Origin of the sequence: Thermoanaerobacter wiegelii Rt8.B1 (assembly GCF_000147695.2) — a bacterium.
In the GTDB taxonomy this organism is placed as follows: Bacteria; Bacillota; Thermoanaerobacteria; order Thermoanaerobacterales; family Thermoanaerobacteraceae; genus Thermoanaerobacter; species Thermoanaerobacter ethanolicus.
Genome location: NC_015958.1, coordinates 864,010 through 881,529, shown reverse-complemented (window position 1 = coordinate 881,529; position 17,520 = coordinate 864,010). Strand labels below are relative to the sequence as shown.

Below are 17,520 nucleotides of genomic sequence, written 5' to 3'. Positions count from 1 at the left end.
CAATCGGAACATTATAGATACAAAAAAAGAATGCATAACGCATTCTTCAGTTTGTTGACAAAGTTATTTTCTCTTAAGGAGGCATTTTGCATTGTTCGCTCCAGAGTTACAAAGCGACTAAACATAAGCTCGACCCCGGACTCCGGCAGGGTTCCTACGTCAGGTGGCATCCATGCCTCAGGTGCCCGCCTCCGCCGTCCTTGGCTTCGGCCCTGCCTCCGTTCCTTGGTCTCGCTAAGTTTAGTTGCCGCTTTGTAACAAGTCGCTTCACCTATGCAAAATGCCTCCTCTATATGAAAAAAAGAGGTTTGTCTACAGTCTAAAGAATGCATAACGCATTCTAATCCAAAAGTTCTCTATACAATTTCATTAAACTTTCATTTATATTGTTTAACTCACTTACAATAGGACTTAAATCTTTTGTTATATCTTTACTGTATATTAACTCTTGAAGTTTATTCAATGCTTTGTCACTTCTTAATTTCATTTCTTCGATCTTGTTAGTAAGTTCAACGCTCAGCTTAACTTTATCTTCAGCTTCTGCAGTAAAAAGTTTATCTTCTTCAAAATTATATGTATCATATCGCGAGGGTATCAAAGTCTCTATGCCTAGTTGATTTTCAATCTTATCTGCTAGTTCTTCCTGTGCTTCATCTTCCCCGTGTACAATGAATATTTTCCTTGGCTTATCCGTAAATTGAGAAAGCCAATCTAATATACCCTTTTGGTCTGCATGCCCAGAAAAACTTTCAATATATTCTATTTCAGCTTTTACGCTAATATCCTCACCAAATATTTTGACATTTTTTTCTCCTTCCAAAAGTTTACGTCCTAAGGTCCCTTTTGCCTGATACCCCACAAACAAAACCGTGCATTCTGGCCTCCACAAATTGTGTTTTAAATGGTGTTTAATTCGCCCAGCTTCACACATTCCACTGGCTGATATGATTATGACAGGTGTTTTAATTTCATTTAACGCTTTTGATTCTTCCACGCTGTGAGTAAAGTGCAAATTAGGAAAGTCAAGGGGTAAATCCCCTCTTTTAATATAATCTTGAGCTTCACTGTCCAAATATTCAGGATGTTTAGTAAAAACATCTGTTATAGAAGTTGCAAGTGGACTATCTACATAAACAGGTACGTTGTTTAAAAACTCTATTTCGTCTTTGTACAATTCTCTGTTTTTATGTAATTCATATAAAAGTTCTTGAGTCCTTCCGACAGCAAAAGAAGGTATTATGACATTTCCGCCTCTCTTTACGGTTTTTATGATAATCTCCATAAGTTTTTTTGCCCTATCTCCAATATCTTCATGAAGCCTATTGCCATATGTGGACTCACACAAAACATAATCCGCACTCTTAATCGGTGTAACTTCTTTTAAAAGAGGAATTTTTTTATTCCCCACATCCCCTGAAAATACAATTTTAGTTTCTTTGCCTTTTTCATTTACCCAAACTTCGATTATAGATGAGCCAAGCATATGTCCTGCATCATTAAATCGCACTTTTACATCTTGCGCTGGTTCAATTATTTCTCCATAATCTACTCCATAGAAAATGCTTAAAGAATCTTTCGCCTCATCAGCAGTATAAAGAGGTTCCCTCAAAGGCTTATCTGCCCTTTTTCTTTTTCTGTTTTTCCATTCACTTTCCATCTCTTGTATATGCCCACTGTCTGGAAGCATATATCTGCATAAATCCACGGTAGCTTTTGTAGCATAAATCCTTTTTCTGTATCCCCTCTTGTACAAAAGAGGAATTCTTCCGCTGTGGTCTATGTGAGCATGAGTTAAAAGCACAAAATCGATATCGGCTACATCAAAAATAAATTCTTGATAGTTTAGCTCGTCTTCAACTTCTCCCCCTTGAAACATTCCGCAGTCAACAAGAAACTTAGTCTTTTCCGTCTCAACTAAATAGCATGAGCCTGTAACCTCTTTAGCAGCTCCCAAAAAACTTATTTTCACAATAACGTCTCCTTTCATATTAGGAATAATAATTTTCTTCGATCCATTTATTTATATAATGTATATATTTAACAAAATCATCCAAATGGTTCTTTAATATGTCAACAATCACCTTCTCATCAATTTTCATATAATCATGTACAAGTATATTTCTAAAAGAAACTATGTTAGAAATATTTTTGGCAAAATTTTCTGGCAAAATGTTTGATTTACCTAATAATAAAACCGTTTCTCTATAGGTATCGGGTTTTTCTAAACCAAGAGAAGAAATAATTATATTGGTTATATCAATAACACATTCTATAGATATTTGAATTCCTCTTTCTATTCCCCAATATTTGAGCATATCCTCTTTTATATTTTCTTTAGTTACTTCTTGCGATACTTTTTTTAACAATATTAAATTTTTTGTAACTCTTTTATTTTAGAATTTATTGTTTCTATTATACTTTTAGTCACTATTATCACCTACAACACTTTTTACCCATTCTTTAATAACATCCATCTGCACTTTTCTAAAATATTCCATGTCCATATATTCTCTTAGAGTTTTAACCTCAAATTCCACCTTTACATCTTCATTTTCTTCAAAAATAAGTTTGCCGTGCTTTATTACTTGATGCCTTAACACTGGATTTGCAGAATTTAATACTACCAAATCTATATCATCTCGTTTAAATATTGAAACCAAATCGCCAATTAAAGCAAGTTTGTCCATAGGATCATATCCATTCCCTAAAAGTACCGCAATATCAAGATCACTATTTTTTGTATTAGTGCCTTTACTATATGAGCCAAAAACATATATCAACTTTATGTCATATTTACCCTTTAAATATTGCAAATTTCTCTTAAATATTTCTTCCACTTCTTTTAAATCTCTCTGAACCACTACAGACACCTCTTTAAGAAGGCATACTTATTACCTTAATTTTACCACTCCCCCTTACCTTCTTCAATCAATTTTATATCATTTATAATATCATCTATTATAAGCTCCTGATACCCTGCTTTTTTTATTATTTTCATCTCCTTTGCCACATCAAAGAGTAAAGGTGATTCAATCTTATTTAGCTTACTAAGCCTCACATCATTTATGACTTCATTTGAAAGAGATTTTAAATAATCTTCTACACCGTACCTTAAAAAGTGAAACTTGTCTTTATACCTTCTGTACAATCTATCTGCTATCATAAGCCCCTCTGGGTCAAAATCTCCCGAGTAATATATCTCTGTCCCTTCTTTATAAAGCATGTCCAAGAGCAGGAGAGAAGAAAGTTTTGGCTGGCCATATGTGCATACAAGAGGAAATACTTTATTTGTAGCATCTATTAAAGATGTAAAAACTGAAGGATTCTCTACAACATACACTTTCTTAGAAGGGCTTATGACCCTCTCAATTTTACTCAAATTTAAAAGAGGAACTTGCAAGACTTGATTGCTTTCATAAGCAGCCTTAAATACTTGATTTTCCGTATCGCCCTCATATGCCAAAAGTCCTGAGAGTGTGACATAATTGGATATTTCATCTATCAAAATGCCAACGTTGTAATAAAGTTCTGATATTTCTTCACTTCCTTTTACTTCATTCAGCCCCATTAAAGTGCATAAAGCGTTTATAAACATACTTCCAGCTTCTGTATTTGAATCAAAATAGTGAGGATTACGTGCAATCTGGGAAGAAAACACCGGCAGTCTTTTCTTTTCCCCTTTATAAACAGGCAAATTGTTTATGGCATCGCATACGTATATTATATCTTTTTTTAATCCGGCCTTATCATTTAAATACCTCTGATTTACTGTCCTTACCCCTACAGCGGTTCCCTCATACAAACTTTTTAGCCAATCAATGCACTTACATTCCTGGTATTTAGAGAAGAGCTCTTTAAAGAACTCTTCTCTTTCTTTTGCCAATATTTCCATATCCTCTTTTTTGCTGGTGAGTTTTTCGCCAAAATAGTATTCCAGTATGTCTTTTAGCGTATACTCCTCAAATCGCGTATTTTTTAGCGACTCTTCAAACTTTGCCACATCAATGGATGCAGATTTTTTTGTCCTATAGTCTTTTTTAAAATGGTTTGTAAGTACTTCTTTTTCATCTTCCGTAAGATTATCAAGCTTTACAACGCCTCCAAGACGTCCTAAACTTCTGTACTTTTCCCGTATACCTTCAAAAATCCTCTTGTATCCTTTTTTTCTTTAAAATATTTAAGTTCTTCTTTATTCATTTACAGCACCCACTTCTGTAGCGGCAACCTCCTCTTTTTCAGGAAGTATAAGATGCTTTACTTTTCCATCCCACAAATACTTCATGACCAATACAGCCTTTGCATTTTTTGGCCTTACAAGTTCATAAATTGAAAGCTTGGGGACAGTGTCATAATCTCCCCATAAAACCTGCGAATTCATTATATAATTAAATCTTAAATCCTCAATCAGTTTAAACATATCCCTTATGTTTGTGTCATCAACTCCTGCAAATGCTTCATCTAGAGATATTATGCGAGGTGCAGTCGGCGATGCTCCCTCATATCTTGAGTAAACCGCGGAAAACAAAGGTATATACATGGCCATCGCTTTTTCTCCACCGCTCAACTTATTAAAGGCATTATCAGTAAGCTCCTTGCGGCTTTCCCCTTCTTTTCGGTAGTAAAGCTTAAACTCAAACCAATCTCTGTAATCTAATATTTCTTTCATAATCTTGTGAAAAGTTTCTGTATTGTTTTTTTCCTCCATTGCCCTCCTGGCTCTTTCTACTTTTGACCTAAAATGATTTACAACTTTATCGAAGACTTCCTTTTTCAGCATATCAGCATCGGATTTTAAAATATCCACAAGTTCCTTTGTATCAAGTTCTTCTTCATTAGAAGCAGGAATGCTTCTCCACTCAATAGAGAACTTAAGTCCGCTGGAAGTATCCCTTTCAGACATGAGTTTGTTCATTTTCTTTACCCATTCTTCTGCTTTAAAAATCTTTGCTCTTATCTTAATTCCCACATTGTGCATTATAATCTCTTCAAAAAGAATCTTATCAGTCTCTCTTAAAAGGCTTTCATTCGCCATTATATCCTCTTCAATATTAGAATAAAGTGTATATAATGAAACGACTTTACCATTAATATTTGCAGTAATACTAAGTCTTCTCTGCTTACTTTTTGCTTCTTTTATTCTTTCATTGTCTCCCTCACAAGCTTCGTCAAAGATATTGCCAATTGAAAGCCCATATTCCAAAAGTTCGTTGCGAGTTTCAAAATACACATTTTGAAGTCTCTCTGTAAACTTTTCTCTGTCAAAGCCCGCTTTGTCAAAAAAGCCTTTGTATTCAGAAAGAATGCTTTTACTTAATTTTAACATATCCTCCATTTCAACCTCTTGCTTGACAAAGCCAAGTGCTAATTCCCTTTTTAAACCCTCTTCAACAATATTGTAAATTTTCTCTTTAAGATTAATCTCTTCTTCAATGTTTAAAAGGTCTTTTAAGCTTCTCTGTAGCCGCTCCTCAAGTTTTGCTTTTTCGGCTGATTTATTTGTAATCTCTTTAGGTATTTCCTCCAGCCTTTTTAGGCAAATCTCCAGTTCTTTTTCAATTTCTTCAAGTCCAAGTTCTTTTAATGTCTCTTTTAGCATCTCAATTTTCTTAACAGAACTCTGTATTTTGTTTTCCAGTACGTCTATTTCGTACTTTAAGTTATCAATATCGTATTCTAAATCTTGTTTTTGCTGCAATAACATTTCTTCGTTTGAAATGTGCAAAACATATTTGTTGTATAGTATTTCTACTTCATTAAGCCCTGAAGCGTATTCTTCCGCATATTCATACGCAGAAGAATAGGTATCAATATCTGGATGTATGTTTATGCCAGATGTCAATTCTCTTACAACAGCTTTCTTTTTCTGAAGGTCCTCAAAACAGTTTTTAACTGTAAAAAGCTGTTCATCCAGTTTATGAGAGGTGTATTCATAATCAGCCTTTGCCGTTTTTAAATATCTATATGCTTCTTCAATGTCTTCTTTCCCGGGAAATGCCGAATATTCGTAATCCAGCCTCTGTATCCTTAATTTTTTTGCATTTATTTCCTCATCGATTGCAGATATTTCAGCTTTTATAGCCTGTATTTCTTCTTGTATAGATTTAATAAGCTCTTCTCTGTAGCGCTTTCTAGACTCACTCCCGATGTACTTTGATTTAACTTTATCCCGTGCTTTCCCTTTTATTACTCCTATTCCATATGTGCCATTTGAATCAATATAGGTTGTTCCGCTTTCTTCGGATACAAATATATTGCTTAAAGCGTCTGAAATATCTTCTGGTGAAACCCCTTCTTCATTGTCAACTACTCTAAAATATTGAGATACATTTAACATCATATTAAAGCTTCCAGGCATAACATATTTATCCGCCATATTGCTGTCCATTTGAAGAGCTTTTTCAAAATATTCTTTGGGGACGATAAGAGCATCCAAAAGCCCCATGTCTTCTATCGCAGCTTCTATATTGCCTCTTGTCTCTTCATCCACATCCTCTTTAAAATCAATCGCCATGTAAAGAGGAATGTAAGGAATTCCAGCTTCTTTAAGCCTTTTTCTGTTGTTTATGACTTGTTCATCTCTTTCAGGCTCAGGATCTTTTTTGTTTTTCCATTCCTCCAATAACTTTTCTTTCTCATGAAGCTGATTTTCTTTTACCTCTCTTTGATTTTCTAATCTTAAAATTTCTTGCTGAATTCCATTTAGTATTTCCTCATAGGGTTTTCTCACAAAAGCCAAAATATCGTCAAATCCTTTATCCTCTCCATACGCCAGTATGACACGGCTTAAGCCTTCCAGTTGGCTACTTAAAAGCTTAAGCTCTGCATTGCCCTGCGACCAACTATAAACTCTTTCAACGTATTCTCTTTTTTGTTCGTCAAAAAGCCTTTCTGCCTCATTAAGCTTTTTAGCCCTGTCTTCTCTTTCTTTTTTAAGCCTTTCCTGCTCTTTAAGTGCGGCATCATACCTTTTATTTGCTTCTATTTCTTCTCTCAATGCATTGATGGCACGCTTTATTTTATCTTTATGCTTTTTTAATTCATTTTTCCAATAAGTAAAATCAAATTCTTTTCCATACACTTTTTTAAGTTCACTTACAGAAAACTCATGTTCCATGAAATCTACATCCTGTGCAATTGAAGATATATCCTCTAATTTATCCTGTAGTTCTTTATCCAGTTTGTATTTTTGTTCCTCAGTGTTTTTTATCTTTCTTTCTAAACCATAATATTTATCTTGTTTATTCCGGAGTTCTTCTTCTTTTTTAGACTTATCCTCCAAATACTGCTTATATCGATCCTCTTCTTCTAATAACTCCTTTTGGGTTCTTTTAGCATCACCACTTGAAAGCTGTTCTTCCTTTTTCTTTAAGGCTTCTCTTTCACTTTCAAGAGAAATGATGTCATTTCCTAAGTTTGCTATTGTACTTCTGTAATTTTCAATATCTTTAGTTAAATTATCGTATTCTTTTTTTGATGCGTATAAATCGCTGTATGCCTTTACTAAATCCCCAGCCTTTTCATAAAGAATGTATCTGTTATAGTTGTCGTACTCATTTTTAAGCTTTTTTACTGCAGCCATATTCCTGTAAAGAACATCAAGGTGCATCTTAATCTGGTCCATGTTTTCTATGGTTTCTGAAAGAGGCCTCAAATCATCATCTGTGAGTGAAGGCAGTGAAGCTTTCATAATTTCATATATCACAGTAGGCCTGAAGTCTTTGGAAAGCTTTGGACTTCTAAGCTGTATCAGCAGTTTTATGAGCTCGTCGTATTCCTCGATAGAACTAAAGCCAAAAATGTATTTATTGACCATTTCCATGTACTCTTTTTGGCTTTCAACTACTTCTCCGCCTTCACCTATTCTATTCTTAAGTTCTTTTTTGGTAAGTGGGACTTTTACTCTTTTGCCGTCATCGCCTATTTCCATTTTGTATAAAAAGAAGTCGATACCTATACGCCTGCCGTCAAGTATTACAAAGCCCCAAAAGTCCATATTTTGATGCCTTTTCGCCTTTAGTCCCATGCCTATTGTAATGTAGCTGTCTTTTTTCTCTTTTTTAAATTCCATGAAAAGATAGCCAGTTCTTTCATCAAGCCCACTTACCTCTTCTTCCCCAAGAAGATAGTCCTCAAGCTTTCTCGCCTTTGAGCCAAAGGGATCAAGTCTTTCAGGACTTTTGTTGCCATCTAATACTAAAGGTATGAAACTCTGCATTGTCACTGACTTTCCAGAACCATTAGCACCTCTTAAAAGAAGCCTTCCATCTGCAAACTCAAATATTTCATCATCATAATACCAAAAATTAAGAAGCCCAATCCTGTTAATCATCCATCTTTCAGCTAATTTTTCACTCATCTGCACCTTCTCCTTTTTCAAAATCTGGAGGATATTCCCCAATTAACTTTGCCGCCATAGGCAATATTTTAATAGAATGCAATTCCTCAACTCTTTTTATCATCTTAAAGCTTTCCATGTTTTCAATGACCTCTTCTATAAGCTGCTTTTCACTCATTTCCCTGTAAGACTTATACCAACCATCACTAAATCTTTCCTTTACTTTCAAAATAATATTTATAAATTCTGCTTCAGTTATATCTATAGTATCATCAGGATTATAGGCGAGTTTTCCATCTTCAATCATTTGTCTTATAATTTTATTTACCTGCAGCATTATATCAGATATGTTTTTGTTTTTGTCGGGAAAATAGGACTTTAAATATTTGTTGTCATTAAAGAGAACAAAAGCAGAAGTTTTGTGGAGGTGAAGTTTTGCATCAAGATACTCCTCTAAATCTTTCGCTATAGTATTTCTGTAATTTTTTATATACATGAAGTCTTGGTCATCAGGTCCTTCACTATACACAGAAGGTGAAAGAATAAGTTTTCGGTACACCCTGTGTCTTCTCTGTATAACCGCATCTTTGGGGTTTGAAAGATTTAAATCCTCCTGCAAAAAATCCTCAATCTTCATGTCTTCTGTAATTTCTCTGTTAAAAGACCTCAAAAAATACCTTGAAATACCTGTGTTTTCGTAAAGAACTTCAGTATCTTCACTTTCTGAAAACCTCTCATGGTCACCATCATCTATTTTAATTATGCCAATATCTACAGCAAAATTGAGCACCCGCACAAGTGACTTTCTGTGCTGAAAAAGCGTCCAATCTACTTTATCAGGTCCATCATACTGTGCCTCTATGTATTCCGTTATATTAGACAACACAAACTGGTCTTCTGGTCCTTTATCCTCCAAAAAAGCTAAGAGCAAACACAAAAATGCATAATCCATAGGCGTTTGAAATGCATCTATCCCCATCCACTCTTCAACATCTGACGGCACTTTTTCTAACTTAACAATATATGGGTTTATAATCAATCTATATCCTAATTTTTCTTCAACAAAAGGTTTTATTTTATTCTCAGCATCTCTTATTTTGTTGAAATTTTCTCTATCCTCTCTCAGTATCCAAAAATTTTCAAGAAGCATCTGAAGTTCTTCCATTTTTTCACCTTCAATCAACAAACTCAATTACAATATCAGGCATATCAAGATTACCATCTGTGCATTTTAGTATTGCCCTCTCACCATTCTTTGGCATATGAAGCCTGTATGTTCTTCCATCTTCTGTCTTTCCTGTAAAGCTATTTCTTGCCATCGCTTTTCCTATCCATTTAAGTATCGTTGCCCTCACAAAAGGTTTTACAACAGGTAAATCCTTTATCCTTATTCTATTGCCAACAATGCAACTTGCTATTATTTCATCTTCTATATTTTTCTGATTGAGATAGTCCATCAGCATCTCCGTCTTGTCAGCACTTTTATCAATAATCGCATTTGTCTTAACATAATTACTGTAGCTCCTTGTTTTTGGCTTTATAATCACTTTAAAGGGCGGTTCTTCCCACACGCTCTGGTTTACACTTTCTGTCTTTCTTTCAAAATCACCTTTTATGTGCCTTGTGTAAAAGCAACCGAAAACCGCCGCAGACAAAAGGTGTGCTTCTTTTATATTGCTTGCTTTTGCAAACATTTTAGAAAGAGCAATATATTCATTCTTTCTGCTGGCAGCTTTCATCCTGTTTTCTGCTATTCTCGCCGCATACATTGTTATTTTTCTGATTATTTCATTTGATATATTAAGAAGCCTTACTGCCTCGCTGTCTTCAAAATTATGACCTGTAAACCAAAAAGATATGTTATTCCACTTATCCATCAAATCTTCTTTTACTTCCTCTTCATTTAAAACCCTGTCAATTCTTGGGATACTCATTTCATATTGGCATAACTTATCTACAACGGAATTGACAACCTCCGGACTCACCTTTTTCAAAAAGCTCTCTATGGCAACAGAAAATCTCTGAAGGTCTTTTATAAAATCTCTTAAATATTCTATAAGCTTGTCTTTGTAAATTATAAACTGCTCTGACTTCATAAGTTCATCAGCGTTAGAGCTTTGAAGACTTGCAATGTAATCTGTCGCATTGTGATATATATTTTCAAAGTCGGTATTGAGGTCTTCCCACCATCTGTTTATTTCCTGTAAATCCTCTTTTTTCGCCATTTCATTTATCTTTATTAAATTGCGGTAAATCCTTTCAAATAAAGACGGCTGTAGTGACCCACCATAACCGACGATGCTTTCCAGCCTTATGGTCATTCTTTCTATCTCAATAGAATATGGACTCAGCTGATACCTGAATTTTTTGTTTTTAAATTCGTCAATCGTAGAAGCTTTACTGGTATCTTGTGTCGCAATAAGGTTTTTCCATTCAGTAAGTGCTTTTAAGTCCTGCTCACATTTTTCCATTGTATAGTCAGCAAACATATCAAATTGACTTACATATTCATATACATCCTCTTTGTACAGCCAATATTTAAATTTCTGGTACTGTTCATAAAAATACCTCATGATGAGGCGATATCGCGAAGCATTTTCCGCAGACAAATACTTTACCTCTTCAATCGGTTTTATCACATTCAAATCAAGTTTATCTTCCATAACACTTCACCTTGCATTTATATTTCATATATATTGTAAACTTAATACTCCCTCATTTCAATTTATTTTTTGACTTTTTAAAACAAAAACCCTTATTATTTCTCACGATTAGTGGAATAATAAGGGTTTTAAGTTTTTTGACAATTTAATTCTAAAAAGTGCTTCCATTATAACCCCAATTCTGCCCTTCTATCTCTTGTATGACTATGTAAATATTGTCTTTTCTATAATTTAAAACTTTATTTAAAACGTCACAAACTCTTTTCGATATTTCTTCTTTTTGGCTATTTTGAAGCTTGCCTACAAGCTGTATCTCCATAATTGCTCCGTCATCTAAGGGCTTACCCCGGAAAAATATATCTTCTCCCTCAGTAAATCTCACCATAAGCCAATTTTCACTTTTGACTGCGACTTCATACATCATATCTGCAAATTCTTTCTTTAAAATTTCTTTCTTTTCTGATGCAATCTTTTCTTTTGTAATTAAATTTACAATTGGCATAAATCTCACTCCTTTCCAATAATAAACCATTATAAATGTTTTTTAAATTCCTCCAATGATATTCCTGCCTGTTCGAGAATACTTTTTAACGTTCCTTTAGCTATCTCATAATGGAACGGTACAATAACTACTTTACCATCTGGGTTCTTAAGCTTTATATGACTACCTTTTTGAGAAACCTTCTCAAATCCAAATTCTTCTAGTGCTCTCAAAATTTTGTCTGGCGGCAGAACTGGATATTTCGATCCCATTATATTGCTACCTCCACTGTTGTTATAAATAGCGGTTTCTCTTCCAGGTCAAGCTCTCCATTTTCATAATACAACTCTAATGCTTCTTTTAGATTATCTAATGCCTCCTCTAAAGTTTTCCCCTGAGATGCAACACTGTTTTCAATACACTTTGCTACATACCAATTTTCTTCTTTTTGAATAACTACAGTAAACTTAACTTTCATACTATCACCCCACCAAAATTCTTATTTTAACACAATTAGTATTATTTACCTTACCCACATCCACTACCCTATTTCCCTCCCCTCTTTCTCTATTTCCTTTAACAAAGCCTCCGTAGCATCTCGTTGTGTAACTATACTCACTTTATAAGGCCTTGCAATATTCTCTATCTCAACAAACATTGTCCAGTAGTTAAACTTATCATCATCCCAATCGTCTACAAAAATATCAATATCCGAAAATTCCCAAAAATCAAATCCCCTTGCCAGTGATCCATACAAGACAACTTTACTTACATTATATTTTTCTTTCAAAAATTTAGCAATCTTATACGCTTTATCTAATGCATCCTTTTTTCGTATTTCTAGCATTTCTTTCTCTTTTTCACTCTTTAACCGCCAATTTTCACGTATTTTCTTTTTCTCTTCATCAGTGATACTCATCTTTCTCACCACACAAAATTCTTTACATATATTCTACCATTTTATAGCATTTATATCAATCACCCAACAAAACTTTGCAAAACACTAGTATACCTCAATTTTTTAATAAAAAAATCAAGGGTATCTCACCGGTCCCCTCTCATAATTTATCATCATTTTCTTATTTTCTTAAATAAATATCTCTACTTTACAAATCATACATTTCTTTTAAGAAACTTCTTAGTTCAACAATCTTTATCCATCTATAAGGATTTAATACAAGCAAATCATCATCACCAGTTATTATATAGTCCGCATTTCCATATACAGCTTCTTCAAGAATCATATTGTCTTTTTCATCTCTACAATCTGTGATTTTTTGATATATAACAGGCTCAACTATTTTCAAAGAAAGCAATTCAATAAGTGCATCAATTTCTGACTTAGAAACATACTTTTTAAACTTAGGTCGATTCAATACTTCTTTTATTTCTAGCAATTGTTCAGCTGACATTATGAGTATATATTCATCGTTAAAAATTTCTTTCATTAAAAATTTTGCATTTTTACTTCCTAGAAAAGCACTAATAAAAATATTTGTATCAATAACTACTTTAATTTTTTTCATATCTTTTCCCTCTAATATACTCTACTTCTTCAGTTATTTCTTCTAATGATATGGGGTATTTTTCGGCTCTTTCATTAGTTTTTTCTAATATATCAAGCAATTTGCTGTTTATCTCGTTTTGCATCTTTTTATAAATGATTTTTTTCTCTGCAAATGATAAATTATCTATCAGATTGAGTATTTCATTCAAATTTGATTTCATTATCACTCACCTCAGCTTTCACTTCAATTAAACTTTCTTAAACAAAATATTTATATCTTTACATTTTAATTTTAACATTTAATTAAAAAAGTATCAATCATCCAACAAAGCTCATAAGAAGCATCACATTTAAAACCGTCACTATAATTCCTATAGTCCACAACAATACCTTATAAAGCGATGTATTTGCAAACTTACCCATTAATCTGCGCCTTTTACAACTGCAAGAGGCACAAATCGAGCAACAGGTATAGTAATTTCTCTTTTCTCAAGAACAGACACAACCTCTTCTACGTCTTTGTAAGCAAGTGGCGACTCATCAGCGATATCTTTATAAGACCGAACATTGTATATTACATCCCCCATAGCCTTTTCAAATTCCTCTTTACTGATTTTTTTAGCCTTATTTCGTGAAAGCCTTCGTCCTGCTCCGTGATTTACAGAATAAAAGGTCTCTGCCGCTTTTTCTGTGCCAACCACCACATAAGAACCCGTACCCATACTGCCGGGAATAAGAGCAGGATGCCCAGTTTCTTTGTAAAAAGAAGGATTTTGAGGATGTCCTGATGGTAAAGCCCTTGTGGCTCCTTTTCTGTGAACAAGAAGTCTCTTACCGCCATGTACTTCCCACTTAGCAATATTGTGGGCAACGTCATACACAAGTTGGAACCCCATAGACTCCTCAGACTTTTTCAAAACATCCTCAAAAGCCCTTATTACATCAAACATGATTATCTGCCTGTTTGAAAAAGCAAAGTTCACTGCAGCTGCCATCGCTTTATAGTAATTCTGCCCTTCCTTTGACTTTATAGGGGCTGCTGCAAGCCCTTTTTCAGGTACCTCAATTCCATATTTTTTCGCCGCTTCCCACAAAATCTTTGTATAATCTGTAGCGATCTGATGGCCAAATCCGCGGCTTCCCGTGTGAATCATAATGACAATTTGCCCTTTAAAAAGCCCAAATTGTTTTGCCAATTTTTCATCCAAAATAGAATCAACTCGCTGAATCTCTATGAAGTGATTGCCTCCTCCTAAAGTGCCAAGTTGTTCTTCGCCTCTTTCCCGTGCTTCCTTTGATACCGCAGAAAGATCAGCACCTGAAAGTCTACCATTTTCCTCAATATACTCCAGATCTGATTTTTTTCCAAAACCAGCTTTAATCACGGCTTCTACCCCATTGTGCACTACATCATTAAAAATTACCCGTGTAATACCCTTGTGTCTTCCCTTTTTCCCTATGCCTGTTGGAACATAATACTCAATCCGTTCTATAAGCTTATATAAAAGCTCTTTATTAAAATACGCTGCTTCAAGGCTAGTTCTTAAAAGCCTTACACCACAATTAATATCATACCCTACCGCTCCAGCTGAAATGACACCTCCCTCATCTATTGCCATAACTCCTCCTATGGGAAGCCCAAACCCCTCATGGATATCCGGCATGCCTATAACAGGTTCCACAACTCCGGGAAGACTAGCAGCATTGACAAGCTGCCTCAAAGACTGGTCTTCATGCAAAAACTCTTTTAACGCATCATTCACATAAATAACAGCATCCACTTTCATTTTCCCAAACTTAGGAATGCACCATCGATTAATCCCATCTTTTACAACTGTATACCCCTGTATAACTTCTACCCCATAGGGATTCACTCCTTTTTTCATTAATTCCCATAAATTAAAAAACTATCTCGTATAATCTCCCGTATTATTCACTCCATTGCCATTTTTCTTTCAATTCCATTATATCATACTTTGTTTGCCATTAAGTATGCCCCTATGGTCTGAGATTCTTCACCTCCGCTTACGCTACGGTTCAGAATGACATCCCCTCTGTTGTCATTAGGTCTTGAAACCGAAGGTCTCATCCTAAAGCAACGCTCTGAGCTAAGCAAAGGGTTTGCAGAAAGGTCTGTAAAAAATCTCAGCCCCTTTTTGTAACTTTTTTAAAATTTCAAATAACATGTTAAAATATAATTGTGTTTACCTTTATTGGCTTACAATCCTTTAAAAACAAAAAAAGGGAGTGTACCTATTATGACAACCATTTTTGAATTGCCAACCCCTTCTTTCCTTGTTGACTTAGACAAACTAGAATCAAACATAAAAGAAATGGCTGATACGTGTAGAAAAAATGGAAAAGAATTGTGGCCAATGGTTAAAACTCATAAAAGTACTGCTATAGCAAAAATGCAACAGAATTATGGATCAAAAGGTTTTTTAGTGGGGACAATTGATGAAGCAGAAAAATTAACAGAAAACGGTTTCAAAGAAATAATGATTGCCTACCCTGTAGCCTCAAAAGAAAACATTGAAAGAATATTAACCCTTGCACAAAAAGCCCATGTTATTCTAAGCTTTGATGGCGTTGAAGCTGCAGCCAAAGTAGAAGAGACTTGCAATAGAATTGGACTTTCTATGGATTACCTTATAATAATTGATTCTGGATTACACCGCTTTGGAGTAGTGCCTGAAAAAGTACTTGAACTGGCAGAAAAATTGAAAAGTTTTACGCACTTAAAATTTAAAGGTATAGCCACCCACCCAGGACATACATATGCAAAAAGAAACATTGAAGAAATTAAAGCAGTCGCTCAAGAAGAAGTGGAAGCATTGACAACTGCTGCAAATATTTTGAAAAAAGAAGGTTATTCTGTTGACATTGTAGCAACTGGCAGCACTCCTACGGCAGCATTTGTAGTAAGCAGTAAAATTATTAACATCCTTAGGCCAGGAAATTATGTATTTTATGATGCTATACAAGTAGCCTTAGGGGTTTCTCCTTTAGAAAAATGTGCTCTTACTGTATTAGCTACAGTAATAGCTCATCCTAAAGAAGACTTATTTATCATAGACGCTGGAAGTAAATGTTTTGGTTTAGATAAAGGTGCCCATGGTGTTTCCTTGATTAATGGCTATGGGATTGTAAAAGGCTATCCTGAATTGGTAGTAGAAAGCCTTTCAGAAGAGGTTGGAAAAGTAAAAGTCACTGCTCCAACCGATATAAAAGTGGGTGATAAAATTGAAATAATACCAAACCATGCCTGCTCCACTGCCAATATGACAAGTTACCTTGTAGGACACAGAAAAGGTATTGTAGAAAAAGTCATCCCTGTTGATGCCCGAGAAGGTACACAAAATCCCTTGGCTTTATTATAGCTTAAATAAGCAAAAATAAAGGTCCCATTTTCGGTACCTTTATTCATGTATAATTATGGTAATTTATTCCCTGCAGCCCTATATAACTCATACCATTCCTCTCTTGTAAGTTCAATCTCTGATGCTTTGCATATATCTTTCAATCGAGCATGATTTGTCGTACCAACAATAGGTTGTATCTTTGCTGGATGTCTTAAAATCCATGCAATAGGTATAGCAATACTTGGCACACCCTTTTTAGCAGCAATTTCGTCAATTTTGTCATTAAGTTCTTTAAATTTTTCGTTACCTAAAAAAGTGCCTTCAAAAAATCCATATTGGAACGGTGACCACGCCTGTATCGTAATATTCTTTAACCTGCAATACTCCAAAACACTGCCATCTCTATCTATAGACTGATCTACTTTCATATTCACATTAAAACCAGAATCTATCATACCTGTATGCATAATACTAAACTGCAATTGATTTATGATAAGCTTTTGGTTTAAATACTTACTAAGCAGTTCTATCTGCATCGGATTAAAATTACTTACACCGAAATTTCTAACCTTGCCACTGCTGTGAAGTATTGAAAAAGCCTCTGCAACCTCTTCTGGTTCCATCAAAGTATCAGGACGGTGTAATAACAGAACATCTATGTAGTCAGTTTTGAGCCTTTTTAAGCTTCCATCGACAGATTTTAAAATATGCTCCTTTGAAAAGTCATAATATCCATGCCTTATACCACATTTAGTTTGAATAATTATTTTCTCTCTGATACTTAGCTTCATTTCTATGGCTTCAGCAAAAACTTCTTCAGATTTGCCACCGCCATATATATCAGCATGGTCAAAAAAATTTATGCCTTCCTCCAGAGCCGTATTTATAAGTTCCGCCACTTCCTTTACAGGCTTATCAGCAATCCTCATACAACCCAATGCAATTGCCGAGGCCTTTATTTCCCCATTACCAATATTGATATACCTCATTTAAAACACCTCTTAACTTTTTGCTTTTATTATAACATACAGCAAAAATTTCTAAACAAGAGAAATATCTTTATTATATCAAAAAGCCTCCATATTGTCTATAACTATTATATCATATTTTAGCTATTTTATGTTCTAATAATTTTAGCTATAATAATAGATGTAGAGCCCGGATTAATCTCC

16 protein-coding genes are annotated in these 17,520 nt (G+C 34.5%); 1 reads left to right on the top strand and 15 read right to left on the bottom strand.

Going from position 1 to position 17,520, the window contains the following annotated elements:
* Positions 1 to 340 precede the first annotated feature (340 nt).
* The 14 genes from THEWI_RS04160 to THEWI_RS04095 form a co-directional block, all read right to left on the bottom strand.
* The gene (locus THEWI_RS04160) at positions 341 to 1,969 is read right to left on the bottom strand and encodes an MBL fold metallo-hydrolase RNA specificity domain-containing protein (RefSeq protein WP_014062562.1); all 1,629 of its coding nucleotides are present in this window, start codon (positions 1,967 to 1,969) and stop codon (positions 341 to 343) included.
* A gap of 19 nt (positions 1,970 to 1,988) precedes the next feature.
* Positions 1,989 to 2,315, bottom strand: coding sequence for a type VII toxin-antitoxin system HepT family RNase toxin (hepT, locus tag THEWI_RS04155; protein WP_341853095.1), 327 nt, complete (start codon positions 2,313 to 2,315; stop codon positions 1,989 to 1,991).
* A 105-nt stretch (positions 2,316 to 2,420) separates the two neighbouring features.
* Positions 2,421 to 2,861, bottom strand: a complete 441-nt coding sequence (gene mntA / locus THEWI_RS04150) for a type VII toxin-antitoxin system MntA family adenylyltransferase antitoxin (protein WP_003871029.1) — start codon at positions 2,859 to 2,861, stop codon at positions 2,421 to 2,423.
* Positions 2,862 to 2,902: 41 nt separating this feature from the next.
* Positions 2,903 to 4,147, bottom strand: a complete 1,245-nt coding sequence (locus THEWI_RS04145; RefSeq protein ID WP_156786933.1) for a TIGR02679 family protein — start codon at positions 4,145 to 4,147, stop codon at positions 2,903 to 2,905.
* A gap of 42 nt (positions 4,148 to 4,189) precedes the next feature.
* Entirely contained in the window at positions 4,190 to 8,356 is a 4,167-nt protein-coding gene (locus THEWI_RS04140; RefSeq protein WP_014062559.1) for a TIGR02680 family protein, read from the bottom strand.
* Positions 8,349 to 9,500, bottom strand: a complete 1,152-nt coding sequence (locus tag THEWI_RS04135; RefSeq protein ID WP_014062558.1) for a TIGR02678 family protein — start codon at positions 9,498 to 9,500, stop codon at positions 8,349 to 8,351. Before THEWI_RS04135 ends, THEWI_RS04140 begins: the two co-directional genes overlap by 8 nt.
* A gap of 10 nt (positions 9,501 to 9,510) precedes the next feature.
* A complete protein-coding gene (locus THEWI_RS04130; protein WP_014062557.1) occupies positions 9,511 to 10,998 on the bottom strand; it encodes a TIGR02677 family protein in 1,488 nt (495 codons plus the stop codon).
* A gap of 151 nt (positions 10,999 to 11,149) precedes the next feature.
* Positions 11,150 to 11,500: a phenylpyruvate tautomerase MIF-related protein gene (locus tag THEWI_RS04125; RefSeq protein WP_014062556.1), complete on the bottom strand. Its 351-nt coding sequence runs from the start codon at positions 11,498 to 11,500 to the stop codon at positions 11,150 to 11,152.
* Positions 11,501 to 11,529: 29 nt separating this feature from the next.
* Positions 11,530 to 11,751 carry a type II toxin-antitoxin system HicA family toxin gene (locus THEWI_RS04120; protein ID WP_014062555.1) on the bottom strand — a complete coding sequence of 74 codons (222 nt, stop codon included), beginning with the start codon at positions 11,749 to 11,751 and terminating at the stop codon, positions 11,530 to 11,532.
* A complete protein-coding gene (locus THEWI_RS04115; RefSeq protein ID WP_014062554.1) occupies positions 11,751 to 11,957 on the bottom strand; it encodes a type II toxin-antitoxin system HicB family antitoxin in 207 nt (68 codons plus the stop codon). The genes THEWI_RS04120 and THEWI_RS04115 overlap by 1 nt, the downstream gene beginning before the upstream one ends.
* Before the next feature lie 63 nt (positions 11,958 to 12,020).
* Positions 12,021 to 12,398, bottom strand: coding sequence for a nucleotidyltransferase family protein (locus THEWI_RS04110; protein WP_004397258.1), 378 nt, complete (start codon positions 12,396 to 12,398; stop codon positions 12,021 to 12,023).
* A 187-nt stretch (positions 12,399 to 12,585) separates the two neighbouring features.
* Positions 12,586 to 13,005: a putative toxin-antitoxin system toxin component, PIN family gene (locus THEWI_RS04105; protein WP_003871020.1), complete on the bottom strand. Its 420-nt coding sequence runs from the start codon at positions 13,003 to 13,005 to the stop codon at positions 12,586 to 12,588.
* On the bottom strand, positions 12,992 to 13,207 hold the full coding sequence (locus THEWI_RS04100) for a hypothetical protein (RefSeq protein ID WP_003871019.1): 216 nt from the start codon (positions 13,205 to 13,207) through the stop codon (positions 12,992 to 12,994). The genes THEWI_RS04105 and THEWI_RS04100 overlap by 14 nt, the downstream gene beginning before the upstream one ends.
* Before the next feature lie 201 nt (positions 13,208 to 13,408).
* Positions 13,409 to 14,872 (bottom strand): RtcB family protein, encoded by a 1,464-nt coding sequence (locus tag THEWI_RS04095; protein ID WP_014062553.1) that lies wholly within the window; start codon positions 14,870 to 14,872, stop codon positions 13,409 to 13,411.
* Positions 14,873 to 15,244: 372 nt separating this feature from the next.
* On the opposite strand from THEWI_RS04095, the gene THEWI_RS04090 reads away from it, so the two are divergent.
* Positions 15,245 to 16,366 (top strand): alanine racemase, encoded by a 1,122-nt coding sequence (locus THEWI_RS04090; RefSeq protein WP_014062552.1) that lies wholly within the window; start codon positions 15,245 to 15,247, stop codon positions 16,364 to 16,366.
* A gap of 53 nt (positions 16,367 to 16,419) precedes the next feature.
* Here THEWI_RS04090 and THEWI_RS04085 read toward each other — a convergent pair whose 3' ends face one another.
* Positions 16,420 to 17,337, bottom strand: coding sequence for an aldo/keto reductase (locus tag THEWI_RS04085; protein WP_014062551.1), 918 nt, complete (start codon positions 17,335 to 17,337; stop codon positions 16,420 to 16,422).
* Positions 17,338 to 17,520 lie beyond the last annotated feature (183 nt).

Excerpts from the sequence above, each read along its gene's own strand:
- hepT (WP_341853095.1), bottom strand. The coding sequence starts at position 2,315 with ATGCTCAAATATTGGGGAATAGAAAGAGGAATTCAAATATCTATAGAA.
- THEWI_RS04140 (WP_014062559.1), bottom strand. The coding sequence starts at position 8,356 with ATGAGTGAAAAATTAGCTGAAAGATGGATGATTAACAGGATTGGGCTT.
- THEWI_RS04135 (WP_014062558.1), bottom strand. The coding sequence starts at position 9,500 with ATGGAAGAACTTCAGATGCTTCTTGAAAATTTTTGGATACTGAGAGAG.
- THEWI_RS04130 (WP_014062557.1), bottom strand. The coding sequence starts at position 10,998 with ATGGAAGATAAACTTGATTTGAATGTGATAAAACCGATTGAAGAGGTA.
- THEWI_RS04125 (WP_014062556.1), bottom strand. The coding sequence starts at position 11,500 with ATGCCAATTGTAAATTTAATTACAAAAGAAAAGATTGCATCAGAAAAG.
- THEWI_RS04120 (WP_014062555.1), bottom strand. The coding sequence starts at position 11,751 with ATGGGATCGAAATATCCAGTTCTGCCGCCAGACAAAATTTTGAGAGCA.
- THEWI_RS04115 (WP_014062554.1), bottom strand. The coding sequence starts at position 11,957 with ATGAAAGTTAAGTTTACTGTAGTTATTCAAAAAGAAGAAAATTGGTAT.
- THEWI_RS04110 (WP_004397258.1), bottom strand. The coding sequence starts at position 12,398 with ATGAGTATCACTGATGAAGAGAAAAAGAAAATACGTGAAAATTGGCGG.
- THEWI_RS04105 (WP_003871020.1), bottom strand. The coding sequence starts at position 13,005 with ATGAAAAAAATTAAAGTAGTTATTGATACAAATATTTTTATTAGTGCT.
- THEWI_RS04100 (WP_003871019.1), bottom strand. The coding sequence starts at position 13,207 with ATGAAATCAAATTTGAATGAAATACTCAATCTGATAGATAATTTATCA.
- THEWI_RS04095 (WP_014062553.1), bottom strand. The coding sequence starts at position 14,872 with ATGAAAAAAGGAGTGAATCCCTATGGGGTAGAAGTTATACAGGGGTAT.
- THEWI_RS04090 (WP_014062552.1), top strand. The coding sequence starts at position 15,245 with ATGACAACCATTTTTGAATTGCCAACCCCTTCTTTCCTTGTTGACTTA.
- THEWI_RS04085 (WP_014062551.1), bottom strand. The coding sequence starts at position 17,337 with ATGAGGTATATCAATATTGGTAATGGGGAAATAAAGGCCTCGGCAATT.